15 protein-coding genes and 2 tRNA genes are annotated in these 17,144 nt (G+C 54.7%); 9 read left to right on the top strand and 8 right to left on the bottom strand.

Annotation, left to right across the window (positions count from 1 at the left end):
* Positions 1-7: 7 nt before the first annotated feature.
* From AC2IBB_RS23645 to AC2IBB_RS23655, 3 genes are read right to left on the bottom strand one after another with little or no spacing between them, the layout of a single operon-like run.
* Entirely contained in the window at positions 8-1,579 is a 1,572-nt protein-coding gene (locus tag AC2IBB_RS23645) for an FGGY-family carbohydrate kinase (protein WP_486329173.1), read from the bottom strand.
* Positions 1,576-3,228, bottom strand: coding sequence for a glycerol-3-phosphate dehydrogenase/oxidase (locus AC2IBB_RS23650; RefSeq protein WP_486329174.1), 1,653 nt, complete (start codon positions 3,226-3,228; stop codon positions 1,576-1,578). Before AC2IBB_RS23650 ends, AC2IBB_RS23645 begins: the two co-directional genes overlap by 4 nt.
* On the bottom strand, positions 3,216-4,871 hold the full coding sequence (locus tag AC2IBB_RS23655) for an FAD-binding oxidoreductase (protein WP_486329175.1): 1,656 nt from the start codon (positions 4,869-4,871) through the stop codon (positions 3,216-3,218). The genes AC2IBB_RS23650 and AC2IBB_RS23655 overlap by 13 nt, the downstream gene beginning before the upstream one ends.
* A 217-nt stretch (positions 4,872-5,088) precedes the next feature.
* On the opposite strand from AC2IBB_RS23655, the gene AC2IBB_RS23660 reads away from it, so the two are divergent.
* On the top strand, positions 5,089-6,132 hold the full coding sequence (locus tag AC2IBB_RS23660) for an AraC family transcriptional regulator (RefSeq protein ID WP_486329176.1): 1,044 nt from the start codon (positions 5,089-5,091) through the stop codon (positions 6,130-6,132).
* 32 nt (positions 6,133-6,164) lie between these two features.
* Here AC2IBB_RS23660 and AC2IBB_RS23665 read toward each other — a convergent pair whose 3' ends face one another.
* Positions 6,165-6,968: a helix-turn-helix domain-containing protein gene (locus tag AC2IBB_RS23665; RefSeq protein WP_486329177.1), complete on the bottom strand. Its 804-nt coding sequence runs from the start codon at positions 6,966-6,968 to the stop codon at positions 6,165-6,167.
* Between the two features lie 146 nt (positions 6,969-7,114).
* On the opposite strand from AC2IBB_RS23665, the gene AC2IBB_RS23670 reads away from it, so the two are divergent.
* From AC2IBB_RS23670 to AC2IBB_RS23680, 3 genes are all read left to right on the top strand, one after another.
* Positions 7,115-8,002, top strand: a complete 888-nt coding sequence (locus tag AC2IBB_RS23670; protein WP_486329178.1) for an SMP-30/gluconolactonase/LRE family protein — start codon at positions 7,115-7,117, stop codon at positions 8,000-8,002.
* A 109-nt stretch (positions 8,003-8,111) separates the two neighbouring features.
* On the top strand, positions 8,112-8,606 hold the full coding sequence (locus AC2IBB_RS23675) for a CesT family type III secretion system chaperone (protein WP_486329179.1): 495 nt from the start codon (positions 8,112-8,114) through the stop codon (positions 8,604-8,606).
* A 10-nt stretch (positions 8,607-8,616) separates the two neighbouring features.
* Positions 8,617-9,165: a hypothetical protein gene (locus tag AC2IBB_RS23680; RefSeq protein WP_486329180.1), complete on the top strand. Its 549-nt coding sequence runs from the start codon at positions 8,617-8,619 to the stop codon at positions 9,163-9,165.
* Here AC2IBB_RS23680 and AC2IBB_RS23685 read toward each other — a convergent pair.
* Positions 9,162-10,370 (bottom strand): CaiB/BaiF CoA transferase family protein, encoded by a 1,209-nt coding sequence (locus tag AC2IBB_RS23685; RefSeq protein ID WP_486329181.1) that lies wholly within the window; start codon positions 10,368-10,370, stop codon positions 9,162-9,164. The two genes, AC2IBB_RS23680 and AC2IBB_RS23685, sit on opposite strands and share 4 nt — an antisense overlap.
* 259 nt (positions 10,371-10,629) lie before the next feature.
* Between AC2IBB_RS23685 and AC2IBB_RS23690 the strand changes: the two genes are divergently transcribed.
* Positions 10,630-11,649, top strand: coding sequence for an AraC family transcriptional regulator (locus tag AC2IBB_RS23690; protein WP_041599796.1), 1,020 nt, complete (start codon positions 10,630-10,632; stop codon positions 11,647-11,649).
* Here the strand turns inward: AC2IBB_RS23690 and AC2IBB_RS23695 are convergent.
* Positions 11,640-12,692, bottom strand: a complete 1,053-nt coding sequence (locus AC2IBB_RS23695; protein WP_486329182.1) for a GGDEF domain-containing protein — start codon at positions 12,690-12,692, stop codon at positions 11,640-11,642. The genes AC2IBB_RS23690 and AC2IBB_RS23695 overlap by 10 nt on opposite strands.
* A gap of 296 nt (positions 12,693-12,988) precedes the next feature.
* Between AC2IBB_RS23695 and AC2IBB_RS23700 the strand changes: the two genes are divergently transcribed.
* The 3 genes from AC2IBB_RS23700 (at position 12,989) to AC2IBB_RS23710 (ending at position 14,155) form a co-directional block, all read left to right on the top strand.
* A tRNA-Met gene (locus tag AC2IBB_RS23700) sits at positions 12,989-13,065 on the top strand.
* A gap of 370 nt (positions 13,066-13,435) precedes the next feature.
* Positions 13,436-13,816, top strand: coding sequence for a hypothetical protein (locus AC2IBB_RS23705; protein WP_486329183.1), 381 nt, complete (start codon positions 13,436-13,438; stop codon positions 13,814-13,816).
* A 262-nt stretch (positions 13,817-14,078) separates the two neighbouring features.
* Positions 14,079-14,155: transfer RNA gene (locus tag AC2IBB_RS23710), tRNA-Met, on the top strand.
* Positions 14,156-14,386: 231 nt separating this feature from the next.
* On the opposite strand, the gene AC2IBB_RS23715 is transcribed toward AC2IBB_RS23710, so the two are convergent.
* Both AC2IBB_RS23715 and AC2IBB_RS23720 read right to left on the bottom strand, forming a co-directional pair.
* Entirely contained in the window at positions 14,387-15,055 is a 669-nt protein-coding gene (locus tag AC2IBB_RS23715; protein WP_486329184.1) for a hypothetical protein, read from the bottom strand.
* A 422-nt stretch (positions 15,056-15,477) separates the two neighbouring features.
* Positions 15,478-16,305 (bottom strand): methyltransferase domain-containing protein, encoded by an 828-nt coding sequence (locus tag AC2IBB_RS23720; protein ID WP_486329185.1) that lies wholly within the window; start codon positions 16,303-16,305, stop codon positions 15,478-15,480.
* Positions 16,306-16,832: 527 nt separating this feature from the next.
* Between AC2IBB_RS23720 and AC2IBB_RS23725 the strand changes: the two genes are divergently transcribed.
* Positions 16,833-17,132: a hypothetical protein gene (locus AC2IBB_RS23725; RefSeq protein ID WP_486329186.1), complete on the top strand. Its 300-nt coding sequence runs from the start codon at positions 16,833-16,835 to the stop codon at positions 17,130-17,132.
* Positions 17,133-17,144 lie beyond the last annotated feature (12 nt).

Raw genomic sequence — 17,144 nt, forward strand, 5'->3', positions numbered from 1 at the left:
TCACACACTATCCCGGATAGCCCGTAATCTCCCTGATGGATTGATAGAGAGGCTGCAACTGTCTGTACATTTTCAAGTACACCTCGGAATATAGTCGCTCGTATACGCTTACCACCTCAGGTCGCGGTTGAAAGGTTTTCCCCACCCGGGTCATGGCGGCAATGGCGGCGTCAAAATCCCGATATACGCCCAGTCCCACCATCGCGTCAATGGCGGCGCCCAGCGCTGATGTCTCATAGGTATGAGGGCGCTCCACCGGAAGGTTGAAGATATCCGACGTCAACTGCAAAGCGGCGTCGCTCTGCGAACCACCGCCGGATACGCGCAACACGCGCATTTTGACGCCGGACTTTTTCTCGATTTTTTCCCGCCCTTCCCTCAGCGCATACGCCAGTCCTTCCAAGATCGCACGATACATATGAGCGCGGGTGTGCACGTCGCCAAAACCAATAATCGCGCCTTTCGCTTCCGGACCCGGGCTGCGCACGCCAGGCGACCAATAGGGCTGCAAAGTCAGCCCCATAGATCCTGGCGGCACAGCGTCGACCAGCTCGTCGAACAATTGCTCCGGCTCAATGCCCCGTTCTTTCGCTACGCCCTCCTCGCGCAGGCCAAACTCTTTCTTGAACCAGCTCACCATCCAAAAACCACGATAAATCATGACCTCCGTACAGTAGCGTCCGGGAATGGCGGAAGGATAGGGCGGCATATAAGGAATGGCTTCTACATACTTGGCGGTAGTGGCGTTGATGGTGGCGGTGGTGCCGTAACTCATGCAGCCGATGTGAGGGGCGGAGCCGCCCGAGCCAATAATCTCGCAGGCTTTGTCGGACGCTGCGGCGATAACCGGCAGACCAGCGGGTAATCCAAGCCAGGCCGCGGCGTCAGCAGTCAAGGTTCCTGCCGATTGCCCCGGCTCCACCAATTCAGGCAATTGCTCCGGGCATACTGGCATCGCGCGCCACTTCCAGTCTCGCGCCGGCGCCCAGCGTAGCTTTTTATAGTCAAAGGGGATGTATCCGACCTGACTGCCGATGGAGTCCACATAATTTCCGGTCAGACGAAAATTCAGGTAACCCGAAAGCAACAGAAACTTGTGCGTGCGCCGCCAGAGATCCGGTTGCTGCTGCGCCAGCCAGTTGGCCTGGGTCTTTTCCCGAAAGCGCTTGACGGTTTCCTCCACCCTGGCGACTTTGAACAATACATCCCAGACGCCGCCCAATTTATCCTCCGCCTGCGCATGGCGCTGATCCAGCCAGATGATGGCGGGGCGTAACGGCGTCCCATCCCGATCAACGCAAATGACCGTGCCGCGCTGCGTCGTCACCGTGACCGCCGCTACCGTTTCAGGCGACACCGGACTGTCGCGCCACATCAGACGACAAGCCTCTCCCAACGCTTCCCAATAGTACTCCGGACGCTGTTCCGCCCAACCTGGCTGCTCTGAGAAATAAGGCTCTATAGGCTGCTTGCCTTTAGCAACTACATTGCCAAGGTCGTCGATCAACAGGGCGCGCACACTCTGAGTGCCGTTATCGATGGCCATTACGTAGGTGCGGGCGGATGCGGCCGTGGTCATGCCCCGCTCTCCTCAGTCTTGCGTTGTGCCCGCGCCACCTCATTGTTCGTCGTCATTCCAGGTACGCCAAAGTGGCGCTGAAACAGATTCCGGTACCGATTCGCCTCGTCACGCCAAACCGCCTCCGACCAGCCGAGATAACGCTGACAACGCCGGCCGATTTCCTCCAGCATGGCCTCTGCGCCGTTCGGCGCCAGCAGACCCAGACGGGTGCGTCGCAACATCAGGTCATCCAGATGAACCACGGATTCGTTTTGCAACGCATGATCAATCTCCCCCCAGAGCAGATTGGTTCCGGCGATGGGTCGCAGGCGCTCTTTGTCCTTCTCCAACATTGCGGCCCCCGCAGAGCCGTAGCGTCCGCATAACCGCCGATACACCGACGCCGAGACGCCGCAATCCGGGCTGTATGGCGGCGCGCCATTGGCGAATACCCGGGCGTCCGAAGCATTGAAGGCCACACCGTCGAGATAGCGGGCCGCTTCCTGCAACACATCCAAAGCAATCAATCTGAATGTGGTCAGCTTGCCCCCGGCGACGGAAATCAGTCCATTATCATTCCAGATCGAATGTTCGCGCTTTTCCTTGGAAGGGTCCGCCGCGCCGCTGGATACGACAGGGCGAATACCAGAGTAAGTACACATGACCTCCTCCGGCTGCAATCCTAAGGACGGAAACATGTGATTCACGCCGCGCATCAAGTACCCCATTTCGGCGGCGCTGATGCTGACATCCTGCTCCATATCCTGTGTGTGATCGAGGTCCGTGGTGCCCACCACGGTGACGCCTTCCCAGGGAAACGCAAAAACGGGACGCTTATCATCCGGGTGAAATCCACTCACCGCATAGGCGACCGGCAGTCGCCAGTGAGGCAGAACCAGATGACTGCCGCGCAGAGGCCGTATTTGCGCGTCGCAGCCTTCCTGCATACGTAATTGATCGGACCAGGCGCCGGTGGCGTTCACCACGACCCGCGCCCGTACTTCGCAATTACGGTCGGCGGTGGCGTCATGCAACACCACGCCATGCATACGCCCATTGACGCGTACAATTTCTCTGGCGCCGCAGTAATTCGCCGCCACGCCCCCTTCCGCCACGCCCTGGCGCAGAACTTTCAGCACCAGCCGGGCGTCGTCCGTCACTGCATCGCCAAAGCGACTAAGACTCCGCAGCCCCTCGGCGTTTATACCTGGGGCCAGATAAGCAGCCTGTTCCGGCGCAAAAGCTTCGTGATTCCGTGCGCCCGCCATGCGGTCGTATACGTCCAGCACCCGCTGAAAAATAAAACCCGGGGGGAATTCGCCCCGATAATGCCCCATCAAAAAGTTCAGCGGCTCCACCAGCCCGGGCGCTTCTTCCAACAGACGCTGCCGCTCGCGCACGGAGTGACGGGTCAGCGAAAGCTGCCCCGAGGCGAGATAGCGTAGCCCGCCATGCACCATTTTCGATGACTTGCTGGAAGCGCCCCAGGCGAAGTCGCGCTTTTCCACCAGCAGCGCCTTCAGGCCGTATCTCACGGCTTCCCTCAAAATACCCGCGCCGGTGACGCCGCCGCCGACAATCACCAGGTCCCAGACATGCTTGCCAGACTCCAGCATCTCCCAGAGTTTTTCTCGTTGCTGTGGCCGCCAGTAGCTCAGGTTGTCCATACATCACCCCGTTTGGCGGCTTTTTTAGCGGCGGTTTGCGGCTCCTCCACGCTGGCGATCAAGGTTCCCGGGTTCATCAGTTGTTGCGGGTCGAACTCGCGACATAAGGCCGCGATCGCGCACATGCCCAGCTCCCCTTTCTCCACCGGCAGGTAAGGCGCATGATCTTTACCCACGCCGTGCTGGTGACTGATGGTGCCGCGATTGTTGACAATCATGTCGGAAGTGGAGGTTTTCATGCGCTCCCAACGCGCCAATGTTTCCTCATAGCTGGAGCCGGATTTGAAAACATAGGTGGTGTATATGGAGCAGCCCTGTCCGTAGAAATGCGACAAGTGAGTGAACACATGCACCCGCTCTCCTTCCCCCTCCAGACCTGCCCGTAGATTGGCTTCGATTTTGTTGAGCAGGTGATCGACATTATCCCAGTCGGTGGCGGTTTCCAGGGTGTCCACCACATAGCCGTCACGCCATAGCGCTTCGCGCAGGTATGGCATCAGGAAGCGTTTTTGCGCCCATTTACGTCCCAGCAACGTACCCGTGTTGACGCCCTGCCGACGCTTGATCAGCGCATTGAGCTGGCTCCTGGCGGCGCGACACTGTTCGGTGGTCCCGGTCACGCCGACGGTCATCATGCACTTACCTGCGCCAGCTCCACGCCACTTCAGATAGCGCTCCAGCCATTCGATCTGTTTGGGATGCCCCGCCAGCGCCAATTGGGTTTCCGTCTCCACCGCGTTGCTGACGCGCAGCATGGACAACTGCACTTTGCCCTGAACCAGCTCGCGGGCGGCGGTTTTGGCCTGAGTCCAGGAAGGGAACACGATGACATAGAAATCTTCTTTTTCCGCCAGGGGCGTCACCCGCACTTTCACTTCCGTGAGCACTCCCATGCGCCCTTCCGACCCCAGAATGATTTCGCGAATATCCGGTCCCGCCGACGAGGCGGGAAAGGTGGGGATATACATCGTCCCCCGAGGCGTCTCGACGCGGCCGCCGGCAAACAGTTGCTCGATACGACCATAGCGCAGGGACTGCTGCCCGCTGGAGCGGCTGGCGACCCAACCGCCCACCGTGGACAGTTCAAAGGATTGCGGAAAGTGTCCAAGGGTGTAACCCCGCGCCCGCAATTGCGCTTCCAGATGCGGACCAGGCGTCCCAGCCCCGAAAGTGGCGAGCTGACTCTCTTCATCCAGCTCCAACAGACTGTTCATACGCCCCATATCCATCGTCAGGATGGGCTTGTCCGAGTCAAACGGGTTGATGTGTCCCGCCACGCTGGTGCCGCCGCCATAGGGAATCACTACGATGTCTCGCGCCAGACAGAAGTCCAGCAATTCGCGCACGTCTTCTGAGCTTTCGGGAAAGGCCACGCCATCAGGGAAAAACTCGAAATCGCCGCTGCGCATGGCCAGCCAGTCTGGCAGACTTTGACCCCGCGCATGCCTGACGCGAGTCTCGGCGTCAGTGGTAATCAGAGGATGCGCAGGCAGACGCGACGGCGGCGTTCGCGCCAGCACGCTCTCCAGCGACGCGTCAGCGAGCGGCGTCGCCTTGCCAACGCGCTCATGTAGAAACCCAACGCCGCCCGGCGGCAGCTCCATCCCATTATTTTCGTCGCCCCAGCCATTCCAACGCCGCATACTTGTCTCCCGGTGTGAACCTGTTTCTTACGCTGTCTGCGTCCGTCGATAGCGGCGTCGCTAATTCGACGGACCCCGGCCCTATGATCTGTCGCCATTTCGGGCCTGTTCTCTGCGGCATATACTAATTAAAATCCGTCGTCAGTCACTGTCGGATTAAGACAGCCCCGGTATCATTTGGCGACATGCGTCAATAAACGATGTAATAGACTAAGAAATGAACGCCAACCAGCACTTGGGATTCGCCTCCGTTCCCGCCGTTAATCAATATTTGCGCTTCGCCGCCGACTCCGGCCTGGACTGCGGGCGCGCCCTCGTCGCCGCCGGCGTGGACCCGGAGATCCTGCAAGGCGGACAGAATCAACGCATCAATGGCGATCAATTTCAGTCTTTGTTGCGCGATCTGGCGCAGCAGGCTCAGGACCCATTATTGGGACTGAAGAGTGGCGGCTATGTGCAACCTGGCTCCTATAGTGTGCTGGGCTATATCGTCATGAGTTGCAGCACCTTGCGGGAGGCGGTGGAGCGTATCATTCCCTTTGAAAAACTGGTTGGCGACATGGGCGTCACCAGTCTGACGCAAGAAGGCGCACAGACGCTGATTCGCTGGGACTGCGCCTATCCTGATCCGGACGTGCGCCCGCATATGATCGCCAATGTACTGGCGTCCTGGGTCAACTTCGCCCGCTGGCTCGCGAACGCGGACAACGCCGCGCCCTTACAGGTTCTATTTGAACACCCGTCTCCCGGACCTGAATTCGAACCCGCCTACCAGCGCGCTTTCCAATGTGAGGTCATCTTCGACAGCCCAGTTAGCGGGCTTGTGGTGAACGACAGGCTGCTTGACACGCCTTTACGGCAGCCGGATCTACTGCTGCGGCAAACATTGGAAAACCACGCCAGCGCTCAAATCAAAACGCTGGATGAAGAAGATCTAAGCTTATTGACCCGTGTGAAGAACGCCATTCGCCACCAATTACGCCATGGCGTCAGCCGTCAGGATATGGTGGCGGAACGGCTTGGCGTCACCGCCCGCACGCTACAGAGACGGTTGAGCGAATCCCATAGCAGCTACCAGCAGTTACTCGACGAGGTGCGCCTGGAGATGGCGCAGGATATGCTGGCTCACTCCGACATCCCCATTCCGGATATCGCCCGCCAGCTTGGATTCGCGGAAGTGCGTTCCTTTCACCGCAGCTTCAAGAGTCATACGGGAGTGACGCCCGGCGAATTCCGCGACAACGCCAGCGCGCCATCTTGATTGCCTCACACCCAGGCGCTAACTGAATCCGCTTAAATTTCCTGCTTCGGTATAGCGGCCAGAGCATCCTCGGGATTCACCTCTAACTGCGCAAACCAGTCAAAGGGGCTCAAACACAGCGTCCACTTTACCGGAACCAGCTGATCCACCGGCAGCAGCCGTTCGTCCTGATACGCGCTGCGCCGCACCTGGCGGATCAGCTCTTCCATATCCCGTCGCCAGCGCTGCAGGGTGCTTTGCGAGACGCGTCGAAAACCACTGTCAAACAGCCGGTCTTCCTGCTCATATTCGTCCAGAACCTGGGACAGAAAGCGGCTGTTCATGCCTTTAATGTGTTCATGCAACGCGCCTCCCAGAGGAAAACTCAAATGCCCCTCCACTCGCAGCCGAATCTCCAGCCCCTGCTTGATATCCAGAAAGCGCCAGACTTCCAGCGCGCGTAGGAAAGCGTACATCTGCGCCTGCGATAGACCATGACGCGCCTGAATATCGGTGACGCTGTACCCCTGCGTGAGCAGAAACAAAATATTGAAATGACTGATATGGGACGCTAGAAAACGCTCCTGCTCCGGGGTGATCTGGGTAAGCGGTTCCTGACGATTGCGCGCCACCAGCATCAGATCAAGGAGAGAGACGCCTATCGCCTCGCAAATTTTCTCCAACCTGCTCAAGGAGCAATCCTGATCACGAAAAAGCCGCTTAACGCTCTGCTCCGAAACACCTAATGTTTCCGCCAGGTCGCGGTATATGAACCCTTTGGCCTTCAATGCAGTTTTAAGTACAGCGATCAGCTCTGATCGATCGCTACTCTGATTAACGGCCTGCTCTTGCTTCATACGACGCCATCCTTCATATGTCGCTTCAAGCAACAAAAAGATACATATATTGTCACTTCATTATCCTGAAATTTTAAAAAGTCACACAAAAACATAACCTGAGCGCATTCAAACGACAACCTAATTGTTCCGTCTCAGGAGATAACATGCATTCTCGACTTCTCAGCCTGCTCGCCCTCGCCACCCTGCCTTTCGCCGCATCGGCGGAGACTGCTGCGCCTTCGCAACCCTCTCTCCAGAATGTCTGGACCGCTTCCGGCTTCGACCAGCCGGAATCCGCGATTTACGACCGTAAACGTCATCAGATTCTGTTATCCAGCATGAATGGAAGCGCTGACGCCGCCAATGGACTGGGTTACATCTCCGTACTGACGGAGAACGGAGACATTGTGAAAAAGCACTGGGTGCAAGGCCTGAATGCGCCCAAGGGCCTGGGCGTCTATGGCGACCACCTTTATGTGGCGGACCTGACCCGGGTCTTGGATATCGATATCACTACCGGAAAAATCGCTCATACCTATGAAGCGCCGGAGGCCAAGTTTCTCAACGATGTGACGGTCACCGACCACGGCGACGTCTATATTTCCGACCTGTTGGCGCAGCGTATTTACCGCCTGCATCAGGGCTCCCTGGAAATCTGGCTAAGCTCTGCGGAACTGAATTTCCCCAATGGTCTGTGGGCGCAGCACGATCGCCTGCTGGTAGCCGCCTGGGGCCAGGATCTGCAGGCGGACTTCAGCACACGCATCCCCGGCCGCCTAAAACAGGTTCAGCTGTCCAACAAACGCATCAGCGATTTGATTGACGACCAGCCGCTTGGCAACCTGGACGGCCTCACCGACGATGGCGCAAACGGCCTGCTGGCCACAGATTTCATGCGCGGCCGTCTGTTCTATTTCAGCTCCCTGGACAGGGCGCCGGCGGAATTCGAACTTACTCCCGGCAGCGCCGACCTGGACTATATTCCGGAACAAAAACTGGTGCTGATGCCGCTCATGTGGAAAGGCGAACTGGCGGCCTATCGACTGCCTTAGGCCTCAATTCCCTACTATCTGGTTGCGCCAGGGCTAAAACCCGGCGCAACTTTGCTTCAGAAAGCGTTACCCAGTGCAGACAAATAGTCAGTATGAGGGAACGTTCAAGATGGTTGACCAAACCGGCCAAACTAAAATCAACTCTTTCCTGCGCCAATTAGGCCAGGATTACAATCTGCCGTTTATGAAGCTCGACGATAACGGCGTCTGCTCTCTCTCTGTAGATGGCCATCTCTATTCCATTGTACAAACCAATGACAGCCCCTGGTTATTGCTGCATGCGGATTTCGGCCATGCGCCCAGCGCGGAAGCAAGCAAAGCCGCCCTGCTGGAGCAACTGCTCGAGTGGAATTTTCTGGGCAAAAGCACTCGCGGCGCCACCCTGTCCCTCAACCCGGAAAGCCATCGCCTGACGTTCCATATGCAATATCTGACAGAGCACGTTAACGAGGCGGTTCAATTAAACAACTTACTGGATTTCTTTATTGAAAGCGCCACCCAAATCCGCGAGCAGCTGGTAGACGCTATCGGCACTGGTCAAAAAGCGCCGACTGCGTCTAATTCCGCTCAGCCGGTACACCCAAGTAGCTTCATGCGAGTATAGGAGTCGTCAGATGACAAATATCCATGGCGTATCATCCGCCAATCAAGTGCAATCAACCCAGCAATCCAATCCGACCAATCCCTCGTCGAGCCTGAACCATGCCTCGCCGTCTAACGACAGTGCACGACTTGGCTGCTCTGATCTGGGAGGAGGCTCTTCCTCTCACCCAACGGGTTCGTCAAGCGGCCGGGCTTATCTCGCGGCCAGCACCGAAGGCGCTCAAACCTACTACGGCCAGGCGGTCAACGGGGTAAACAGTTTCCTGCAGCAAAACGGCGTGCCATTGCCTAACGACCAGGCGCATAGCATCGCCAATAACGTGTCTGAGCATGAGAGAGGCACGTTGTCCCAGGGCGAAGCCCATATGCGGGAGGCCAGAATGTTCGCTGGCAGCGCCGTACATTACGCAGCCCAGGGCGATTTCGGAAACGCCGCAATCAATGCCGCTGGCGCAGTAGCCAACACTGTGGGCGCTGGCATCGTGGCGCCGGTGACGGACAACTCTGAGGCAGGCAGAGAGTTGGAGCGCATCAACAACGCCGTCAGCGGCACATTCTAACTTTTGTCGAACCGCTTTTTCGGCGATGAGGCAACTCCTTGTTCCATCAGGGCGTCTATCTCATCGTCGCTAAAGCCCAACTCCGTCAATACTTCCCGGCTGTGTTGGCCCAATGCGGAGCCGGCGCGACCAGGAACGAAAGCGTCTCCCTCAAATTTGATGGGGGACGCCAACTGTTTTCGACTCACGCCCTCAGCGTCACTCACTTGGCAAAACATTTCCCTGCCGTTGAAGTGTGGATGTTTTTCCGCTTCAGACAAGGTTAAAACCGGCTCTACGCAGGCGTCGATCGATGCGAATATCCGCTCCCATTCCGCCAGAGTTTTACCCAGGAAGATTTCCACCAGCTTTTGCTTACTGGCCTGCCGGTCCTGCTCCCGAGGGCTCAACATCAACGCCAGCATATGAGGAATCTCCAAAGCACGGCAAAGCGCTTCGGCGAATTGCGGCTCCAAGGCCCCAACGGAAAGATAGCGCCCGTCCTGAGTGCGGTAATAATCGTAGCACCCCCCTCCATTGAGGATTTCCGCCTCCAGTTGCGGATCTTCTCCGGTCGCCAGATAACCCGCCATCGCCATGTGATTCATCGACAGCGCCGCATCGCTCATGGAAATATCAATGCGCCGCCCTTCGTCATTTAGCTGGCGCTGCACGACCGCCGCCAGAATGCCCATCACCGCGTGATGCGAGCCTCCCGCCACATCCGCCGCCTGCACGCCAAACGGCGCCGGACCGCTTTCCGCTCGACCACTGTAGGAACTGACGCCCGCCAACGCCAGATAGTTAATGTCGTGGCCTGGTCTGTCCCGGTAGGGGCCGCTTTGCCCATATCCGGTGATGGAGCAATAAATCAATCGGGGATTTATCGCCATCAGGGCTTCATAGTCCAACCCCAGACGCTGCATCACTCCCGGTCGAAACTGCTCCACCAGTATGTCGTACTCAAGAATCAGCTTTCTGACGATATCGATAGCCTGCGGCTGCTTCAGGTCCAGTGTCAGAGAGCGCTTTCCCCTGTTCAGATAAGCGTGACTGGCGGAGACCTCACCCACCATCGGCGGAACAACTCTCAGTAGATCGGTGCGCGTGGGCGATTCAATTCGCAAAACTTGCGCCCCCATATCCGCCAGCATCATGGTGGCGCAGGGACCGGGCAACAGCGTGGAGAAGTCGAGTATTTTCAGGGAGGATAAAGGCGCAGCCATATAAAGAAACCATCGTTTTATTGTATTTATCAACGCGATGACTACCGGATAGCCGGACGCGCCGCTTCAGCAATCTCCATTATCATGCCCCTTGATCAGGCGCCAATGGGATTCCCCGCCAAATCCATTGGCGAAATCATCCTTGATCGTGACAGGCAATTAGTTAAGACTGAGCGAATCAGAGTTTCTATAGATTCCAATAGGTTAGGGCCCCACAAGGGCACGACGAACAGTATTCTCCGCCGGTATACCCAAAAACATGGCAAAACTTACGGTTTCCAGTCATTTTGTTCGCGCTGCGCTCAGCGGCGCGGAAAGACAAGGCAAGGACGTTGCCGAACTATTGCGCTGCGCAGGCATCCCCCTGCAGGCGTACCAAAATCCGCGCAGTCGTGTGGGCGGTCCGCAGTACACTAAATTAATGCAATGCATCTGGAAGGTTCTGCAGGACGAGTTTATGGGCTTGACGGACACCGTCTGCAAAACCGGAACCTTCGCCACCATGTGTTATCTGGTGGTGCACTGCAATAACCTGGAAAGCGTGCTGCGTCGCGGCCGTATCTTTTATTCTCTGTTCGAAAAGCCGGTGACCTTGAAGCTGGAAGTGCATGGAGATCAGGCCGTGCTCATCGTCGACGCCGAGGCGACTTTTCACGACCCTTACCACTTCTTTCAGGAAAGTCTTTTGGTGATCTGGCACCGACTCGCCTGCTGGTTGACCGGACAGCGAGTGGCTTTGGACGAAGCCCGCTTCAATTATCCCGAGCCGGAGCATTCCAGTGAATACCGCCACTTGTTCTACTGCCCGCTGCAATTTAACCAGCCGGATACACGCATTTACTTCCATAAACGCTATCTGCAGTTACCGGTGATTCAGGATGAGCCATCACTCAAGGAGTTTCTGAAAACCTCCCCCGCCGACCTGCTTGCGAGACCGGACGACAGCAATACTTATACATCCAAAATCCGCGCGCTGGTGGGACGCGACCTTAGCCAGCAAATGCCGGATTTTGAGTTCATCGCGTCCCAGATCAATGTCAGCCCGCAGACTCTGCGGCGGCGTCTGAAAGAGGAAAACACGTCGTTTCAGGAGATTAAGGACAACATGCGGCGAGACGCAGCGATTTACTATCTTTCGCGCCGGGAAATGTCCATCAACGAGATCGCCTTCAAAGTGGGATTCACCGAACCCAGCACCTTTCACCGGGCCTTCAAGAAATGGACAGGGGTAACGCCAGGGGATTATCGGGAAAGCGTGCTGCGAGAGCGTCAGCACTGATCCTGGGGCGACAGGCGCGTCGCGGCGTTGGGCTTACGCTTTTTCTTTTCATACAAGCGCTTATCCGCCAGCTTCAATAGCGACCGCGCGCTTCCCGTCCCGATTTGACTGGTGGACGCCACACCAATGCTTACTTTGACGGGAATGCGCATGTCGTCAATAACCAAAGGGGTGGCGTAGAGGTAGTCGCATAACCGCTCAGCAATTTGTTCTGCGCCCTCCTGGTCCTGATCGGGCAACAGCACCACAAACTCATCGCCAGCGAAGCGAAACGCCTGATCGGACTTGCGCAGCATCGCACATAAGCCATCGGCGACATGCTTCAAATACTCGTCACCCACATCATGGCCGTATGCGTCGTTGACTAACTTAAAGTCATCGCAATCAATAAACGCCAGCGCCAATGACCGATCATTACGCCCCGCCCGGCTTATCTCGACCTCCAACGCGTCCTCCATTTCTCGACGGTTGCGTAATTGCGTCAGCGGATCGCGGGTGGCGAGATCGGCGATTTTCTCCCGCGCCACCACAGAACTCAGACATAGCGACGCCTTGACGCTCAGCTGCCGCAAAAAAAAGCATTCTTTATCGGCTCGATAACGCTCCTGGTCGTCGGCCGCCAGATTCAGGCTTCCCGCCAAACGTCCTTCAAGAATCAACGGCAGTATCGCGATGGAGCGGATCTGAGTGCGAATCTCTGGCGGCGTCATGAAGAAAAAGCGATACAGGTTAGCGTGATCCATTAATGGCTCGCGGACGCCTTTAGTCGCCGCCAGATATTCAATAGAGGGTGCGCTTACCCACTTCCCCGCCAACTCCGGCGAGGCTTTTAGCGTTTTTATCAAAGATTCTGTGTGCGCGCTTTCGACCATGGCGTACCAGACATGCTCAACACCGAATTTGTCTTGCACGGTTTGCAGCAGGTGCTCAAGAAACGGCTGCACCTTGGCGACATTGAGGATCGCAACCTCAATATCGAACAGGTTACGCGCAATTTCTTCATTTTTACGCGCTCGGGCGAACAGCTCTTCCAGAGAATCCATCGAAGTTCTGACTCACTCTCTCAAATGCCCGATCGGGCTGTTTCTTGATATCGCTGTTTTATTATTCGCACTCGCCCCTTCTCTAAGCGCCAAAGAGAAACGCTGGAGCAGCCGCCATTGATGCGGACGGACAGTTCAACTTACAAATACAGGCGCTTGAGCTAAATGATAGTCAAACATCCAGATTTTGTTCATACAGACACGCAGAGAAGAGCAACATTTGACCACCTCGTTAACTTTTCTCTACAAGGGGTTGACGGATGCAAACAAGGTCTTTAGTATACGCACCTCGTTGTCGCGGGGTGGAGCAGTCTGGTAGCTCGTCGGGCTCATAACCCGAAGGTCGTAGGTTCAAATCCTGCCCCCGCAACCAGCATTCCTAAAAGCTCGATTTTATATCGGGCTTTTTTATTGCCTGAAAATCGCCCCTTACACCCCTCTCCAGCTAGCTGAGCTTTCTATATTTTCCTTAAGTTAATTTAAAGTACAGCCCAGAATTTCTGCCTTAATAGCAAGCCTGCGAAGGTCACGGATAATCCGCGCTAATTTACGCACGCTATTCATAGCGAATTCGGTATACCTTTCTCTGTTAAACACGGATCATTCAGATTTTAAAGAATAATTAAAGCCCGCTGTTTGGTTGATGATCGCCAGCCGATCACAATGTGACGATAAATAACGAAATGACATCACCTGTAAGCTTCAATCAATCCGGCTTTATACCCGGCCATTAAGAGGGATTTATGGATAAAAAATGCGTTTGGATTATCTTCACGAGAAACTTAGTCCTAAGCAACAGGTGCAGCATAGCCTTTGATGGTTGCGACTATTACCGTACAGAAGCCTACGTCCCTATGGACGATGAGGACATTCCGCCTCTAGAGGAAATAATAAATCAGGTAAAACAGATCCTTTCAAAAGACTATTTAGAGCTAAAAGAAGTTACAAAGTGCATTAAATTCATATCTGAAGAGTGGAACGCAAATACAGAGCCGAATGAAGGCGTTTTAAAGTTCGCTCAGACAGCCCTCTCTAAAAATAAAATAACATTTGGCGGTTTCAGGCCAGAGGAAATAGAGCAGATGACCCAATACCAGCACATTATCAGCGAGACGGAATATTAGATAGAAATAGTCGTTGTATAGGAGCAGCCTCTAGCCCTGTATATTTCAAACTGTAGCAGACGGTTAGCCGAGAAGTGGAAGGCGCCGAATCCCCCTGCCCTCCCCCTAAAGCGTACTGCTAATAGAAGGATGCCCTTCTGCTATTTGCGTCGGAAAAGCCTTGTCCACTGGGGCTTCACGGATAAATATAGATTTTTTCAAAAGTTTTTAGCAATTGCCATTGACGTACGCCACTCGGATCTTTAGTATACGCCCTCGTTGTCGCGGGGTGGAGCAGTCTGGTAGCTCGTCGGGCTCATAACCCGAAGGTCGTAGGTTCAAATCCTGCCCCCGCAACCAGCATTCCTAAAAGCTCGATTTTATATCGGGCTTTTTTATTGCCTGAAAGACGACCTTGGCGGTCGTATGCGGAGGCCCGCCGCGATCAAATCCTGCCCCCGCAACCAGTATTTCTAAAAGCTCGAGTTTATATCGGGCTTTTTTTATTGCCTGAAAGACGACCTTAGCGGTCGTATGCGGATGGCTGGGCCGTTCAAGTAACCAGTATTCCTAGTTGTCTGACTTAATCAGTCACAGCTCACACTCCACCACAAACAGTCCGCCTTGTTTCAGCCATGTCTTTCTCTCTTCAGACCGGTAGAAGGCGTCGGCCACTATTTCCAGTACCTGTTTCGGGGCGATTTTGTGGGAGCAGAATTCCAGTTGTTCCGGACCATTCGCATAATCTTCAAGAATGGTAGGGGTGAGTTCATCATGACGGTACACACCGACCACAGCGTCAGCAGCGAACTTTACGCCGCCCTGCTCCAGTTGACGCTTGACGTCGCATAGGGAATGCAGCATTTCGTATTCAATCGCGGTTTTCAGCATCGAGATCAGGTCGCCGGTGATCCGAGAATCCTGTAGCGCAGTGAAGTCCTCGGAAGCGCCTATTTTTTTGGTGATTAACGCCGCCAGATTGAGAATAAAAAGGCAGTGATGACCGTCGTCAACGGTCTCCGGCAAGGCTATCGCCGCGCCATCAGGATCTTTATCAGGCAGACCGATAAGGGCGGCCCTCTCTTCGCCATCACAAATCCACTCAAACCCTCCCAGACACATCTCCACATCGTCGCCAGTGGCTAGCAAGCGAGATACCTGTTGTCCCGGACTGATTTCTATTGCAAGGGCGCTATACCAATACGCCGCCAAAGCGGCCCCGATTTGCTCGACGCAGTCAAATTGCGGTTCGTTCAACATATCTGCACATCTCAAAGCAGCTATCCGAGGCAAACTGAAGCTCACGCATCGTCGCTGATGCATTGAAACCTTCACTTTGCTTCGGCTCACGCCTGATTGAACAGGCCCAATTCAACTTGTCATCCTTTTGCAAGTAACATACTCCCTTTAATCCCAGCGCACCGGCAAGCAGATCACAAATTTTGCGCCTTGTTCCAGTTGAAATAGATGCTTGCTTCATTGACAAAGCGAACCATGCCACCTCCCTAACGCGCTTTATCATAAGCAGAGCCACCCAATGCAGGACGGCCGCAGGTAGCTCAAATCGCCCAGTAGCACCAAATTGATGGCTCTGGTGCGCCCCCCCCCCTTTCAATGTAATTTAAAGCAATCAGTTAGGCAGGCAGCCTTCTATTACCTGGCGCCCAAGCGAATAGTGTTAGTTACTTTTTAAATGCCAAACATACCCAGTAAGGCATATTGGGAGAAAACCTAATATTGCTGAAGCCATTCCTCTCCAACATCTTTGTAATTTCCTCCCGGCTGAACCTCTTTTCAAGCCGGGTCCCAAACCTATCCAAAGCATCTGTCTTCATATAGTAAAACTCTTTACCGCGGTAATCGGACAAGGGAATTCCATCAACCTCAAAACCCAGCTTTTCAAGACACAGAGCAGCTCTAGCGAGGGGAAAATAAACGAGCGCCGCGATACAGGTAGAAAGCGGTTTTTTTGCCGCGAACGGGAGACTGGACACAAACCTTCTGATCATATCGGAGATACGCCATAACGACTTAAACGCCATCCCTCTGTTTTCAAAGTCGTAATAAAGATACAGCAAAAACGGAGCTCCGCTTTTAAGCAGCTCAGAGCAGGACTTTATTCCACCTTCCGTATCAGGAATGTGATGTAACACCCCCAGACAATACCCGAAGTCCTGGCTCCCATGTTCAACAGAAACACCATCCACAGGCGCACACTCATAGTTGATATTGTTACATCCAGATAGTTTTTTCCTGGCGACTTCCAACGCCTTCTCACTAGGATCAATACAAGTCAGCCTACCCACGCGCGGAGCGACAAAGCTGGCCCACCTGCCACTTCCGCATCCCATATCAAAACCGGCAGCATTACCATCCAGCAAGTCAAAGGGAAATATATCGAAGTACTGATTAAAAGCTTTTTCCAGAGAGCATTGAGCTACCTCATCCTGAGGGTATGCGTCCCACTCATTTCCGAAATCCTCTACTACTTTGGCATCAACATTCTTCATAGCGTCTCCTATGGATTCTAGCGATGTTGTTCGCTCAATGCTCGTAGCGCGACAACCTGGATTTTAGCAGCCCCGCGATTCAACTCCAGTCCATTCCTATTTCTCTCTTCCATCAATGTCCCTTTGAGTTTTAGTCGATGACTACGCCTTCCGCCAAAGGTTACTCCAAATTTCAGATAGTCATCACAATGAAAACCACCGGATATTTTGTAACGACAGCCTCATCCGCTCAAATTTGGACTATATTTAATACAGAGGGCCAACCGCCGCGTTCGCGGCTCTTGGAAAGGCCCCTTGCGACTAGCCGGCATTTTCCGGAACGCAGGTGAGTTCAGTCAGAGCGCCTGCGCCGGGATTACGGTGGAGATGCTTCGCAAGGACGGTCGGTTAGTGAATTTTCCACAAATTGAAAGCGCATTGCGTTACAGAGGACTATTCAATTCTCTGCTGTAATCGCTATTGCATTTTCAACACGATCAGGATTTTCAACTTCCGAGAGTAGTAGCAACTACAAAAAGAGCCGTCCTATGAAAGTCTATATTGATGCGCCACTGGTCGCCGTCGCCCTCTTTTGCGCCGTCGCAGCCAGCATCGCCTTTGAAAGGATGTCCGCCAATGATAACAAGCATCCTGCAACAGCTCAGAACAGAAGCCCCACATTGGAGCACGTCATCGCACTGGATAATGTTCCTGGAACAACTCCCGACGCTCAGCCCGAGCTGCGCCCAGTCGCCTTGTCCACCGATTATCTACGCTATCCGCCGCTGATCAGCGACGAGGGCATTCTGGAATTATGGGCGCAGAACAAAAGGGCAACCACGCCTTAAAGGACAAGGAGC

The sequence above is a fragment of the Hahella sp. NS-SX17 genome, from assembly GCF_057367735.1.

What these genes read in the sequence shown, in the direction of transcription:
- AC2IBB_RS23645 (WP_486329173.1), bottom strand. Translation starts at nt 1,579, where the DNA reads ATGACCACGGCCGCATCCGCCCGCACCTACGTAATGGCCATCGATAAC.
- AC2IBB_RS23650 (WP_486329174.1), bottom strand. Translation starts at nt 3,228, where the DNA reads ATGGACAACCTGAGCTACTGGCGGCCACAGCAACGAGAAAAACTCTGG.
- AC2IBB_RS23655 (WP_486329175.1), bottom strand. Translation starts at nt 4,871, where the DNA reads ATGCGGCGTTGGAATGGCTGGGGCGACGAAAATAATGGGATGGAGCTG.
- AC2IBB_RS23660 (WP_486329176.1), top strand. Translation starts at nt 5,089, where the DNA reads ATGAACGCCAACCAGCACTTGGGATTCGCCTCCGTTCCCGCCGTTAAT.
- AC2IBB_RS23665 (WP_486329177.1), bottom strand. Translation starts at nt 6,968, where the DNA reads ATGAAGCAAGAGCAGGCCGTTAATCAGAGTAGCGATCGATCAGAGCTG.
- AC2IBB_RS23670 (WP_486329178.1), top strand. Translation starts at nt 7,115, where the DNA reads ATGCATTCTCGACTTCTCAGCCTGCTCGCCCTCGCCACCCTGCCTTTC.
- AC2IBB_RS23675 (WP_486329179.1), top strand. Translation starts at nt 8,112, where the DNA reads ATGGTTGACCAAACCGGCCAAACTAAAATCAACTCTTTCCTGCGCCAA.
- AC2IBB_RS23680 (WP_486329180.1), top strand. Translation starts at nt 8,617, where the DNA reads ATGACAAATATCCATGGCGTATCATCCGCCAATCAAGTGCAATCAACC.
- AC2IBB_RS23685 (WP_486329181.1), bottom strand. Translation starts at nt 10,370, where the DNA reads ATGGCTGCGCCTTTATCCTCCCTGAAAATACTCGACTTCTCCACGCTG.
- AC2IBB_RS23690 (WP_041599796.1), top strand. Translation starts at nt 10,630, where the DNA reads ATGGCAAAACTTACGGTTTCCAGTCATTTTGTTCGCGCTGCGCTCAGC.
- AC2IBB_RS23695 (WP_486329182.1), bottom strand. Translation starts at nt 12,692, where the DNA reads ATGGATTCTCTGGAAGAGCTGTTCGCCCGAGCGCGTAAAAATGAAGAA.
- AC2IBB_RS23705 (WP_486329183.1), top strand. Translation starts at nt 13,436, where the DNA reads ATGGATAAAAAATGCGTTTGGATTATCTTCACGAGAAACTTAGTCCTA.
- AC2IBB_RS23715 (WP_486329184.1), bottom strand. Translation starts at nt 15,055, where the DNA reads ATGTTGAACGAACCGCAATTTGACTGCGTCGAGCAAATCGGGGCCGCT.
- AC2IBB_RS23720 (WP_486329185.1), bottom strand. Translation starts at nt 16,305, where the DNA reads ATGAAGAATGTTGATGCCAAAGTAGTAGAGGATTTCGGAAATGAGTGG.
- AC2IBB_RS23725 (WP_486329186.1), top strand. Translation starts at nt 16,833, where the DNA reads ATGAAAGTCTATATTGATGCGCCACTGGTCGCCGTCGCCCTCTTTTGC.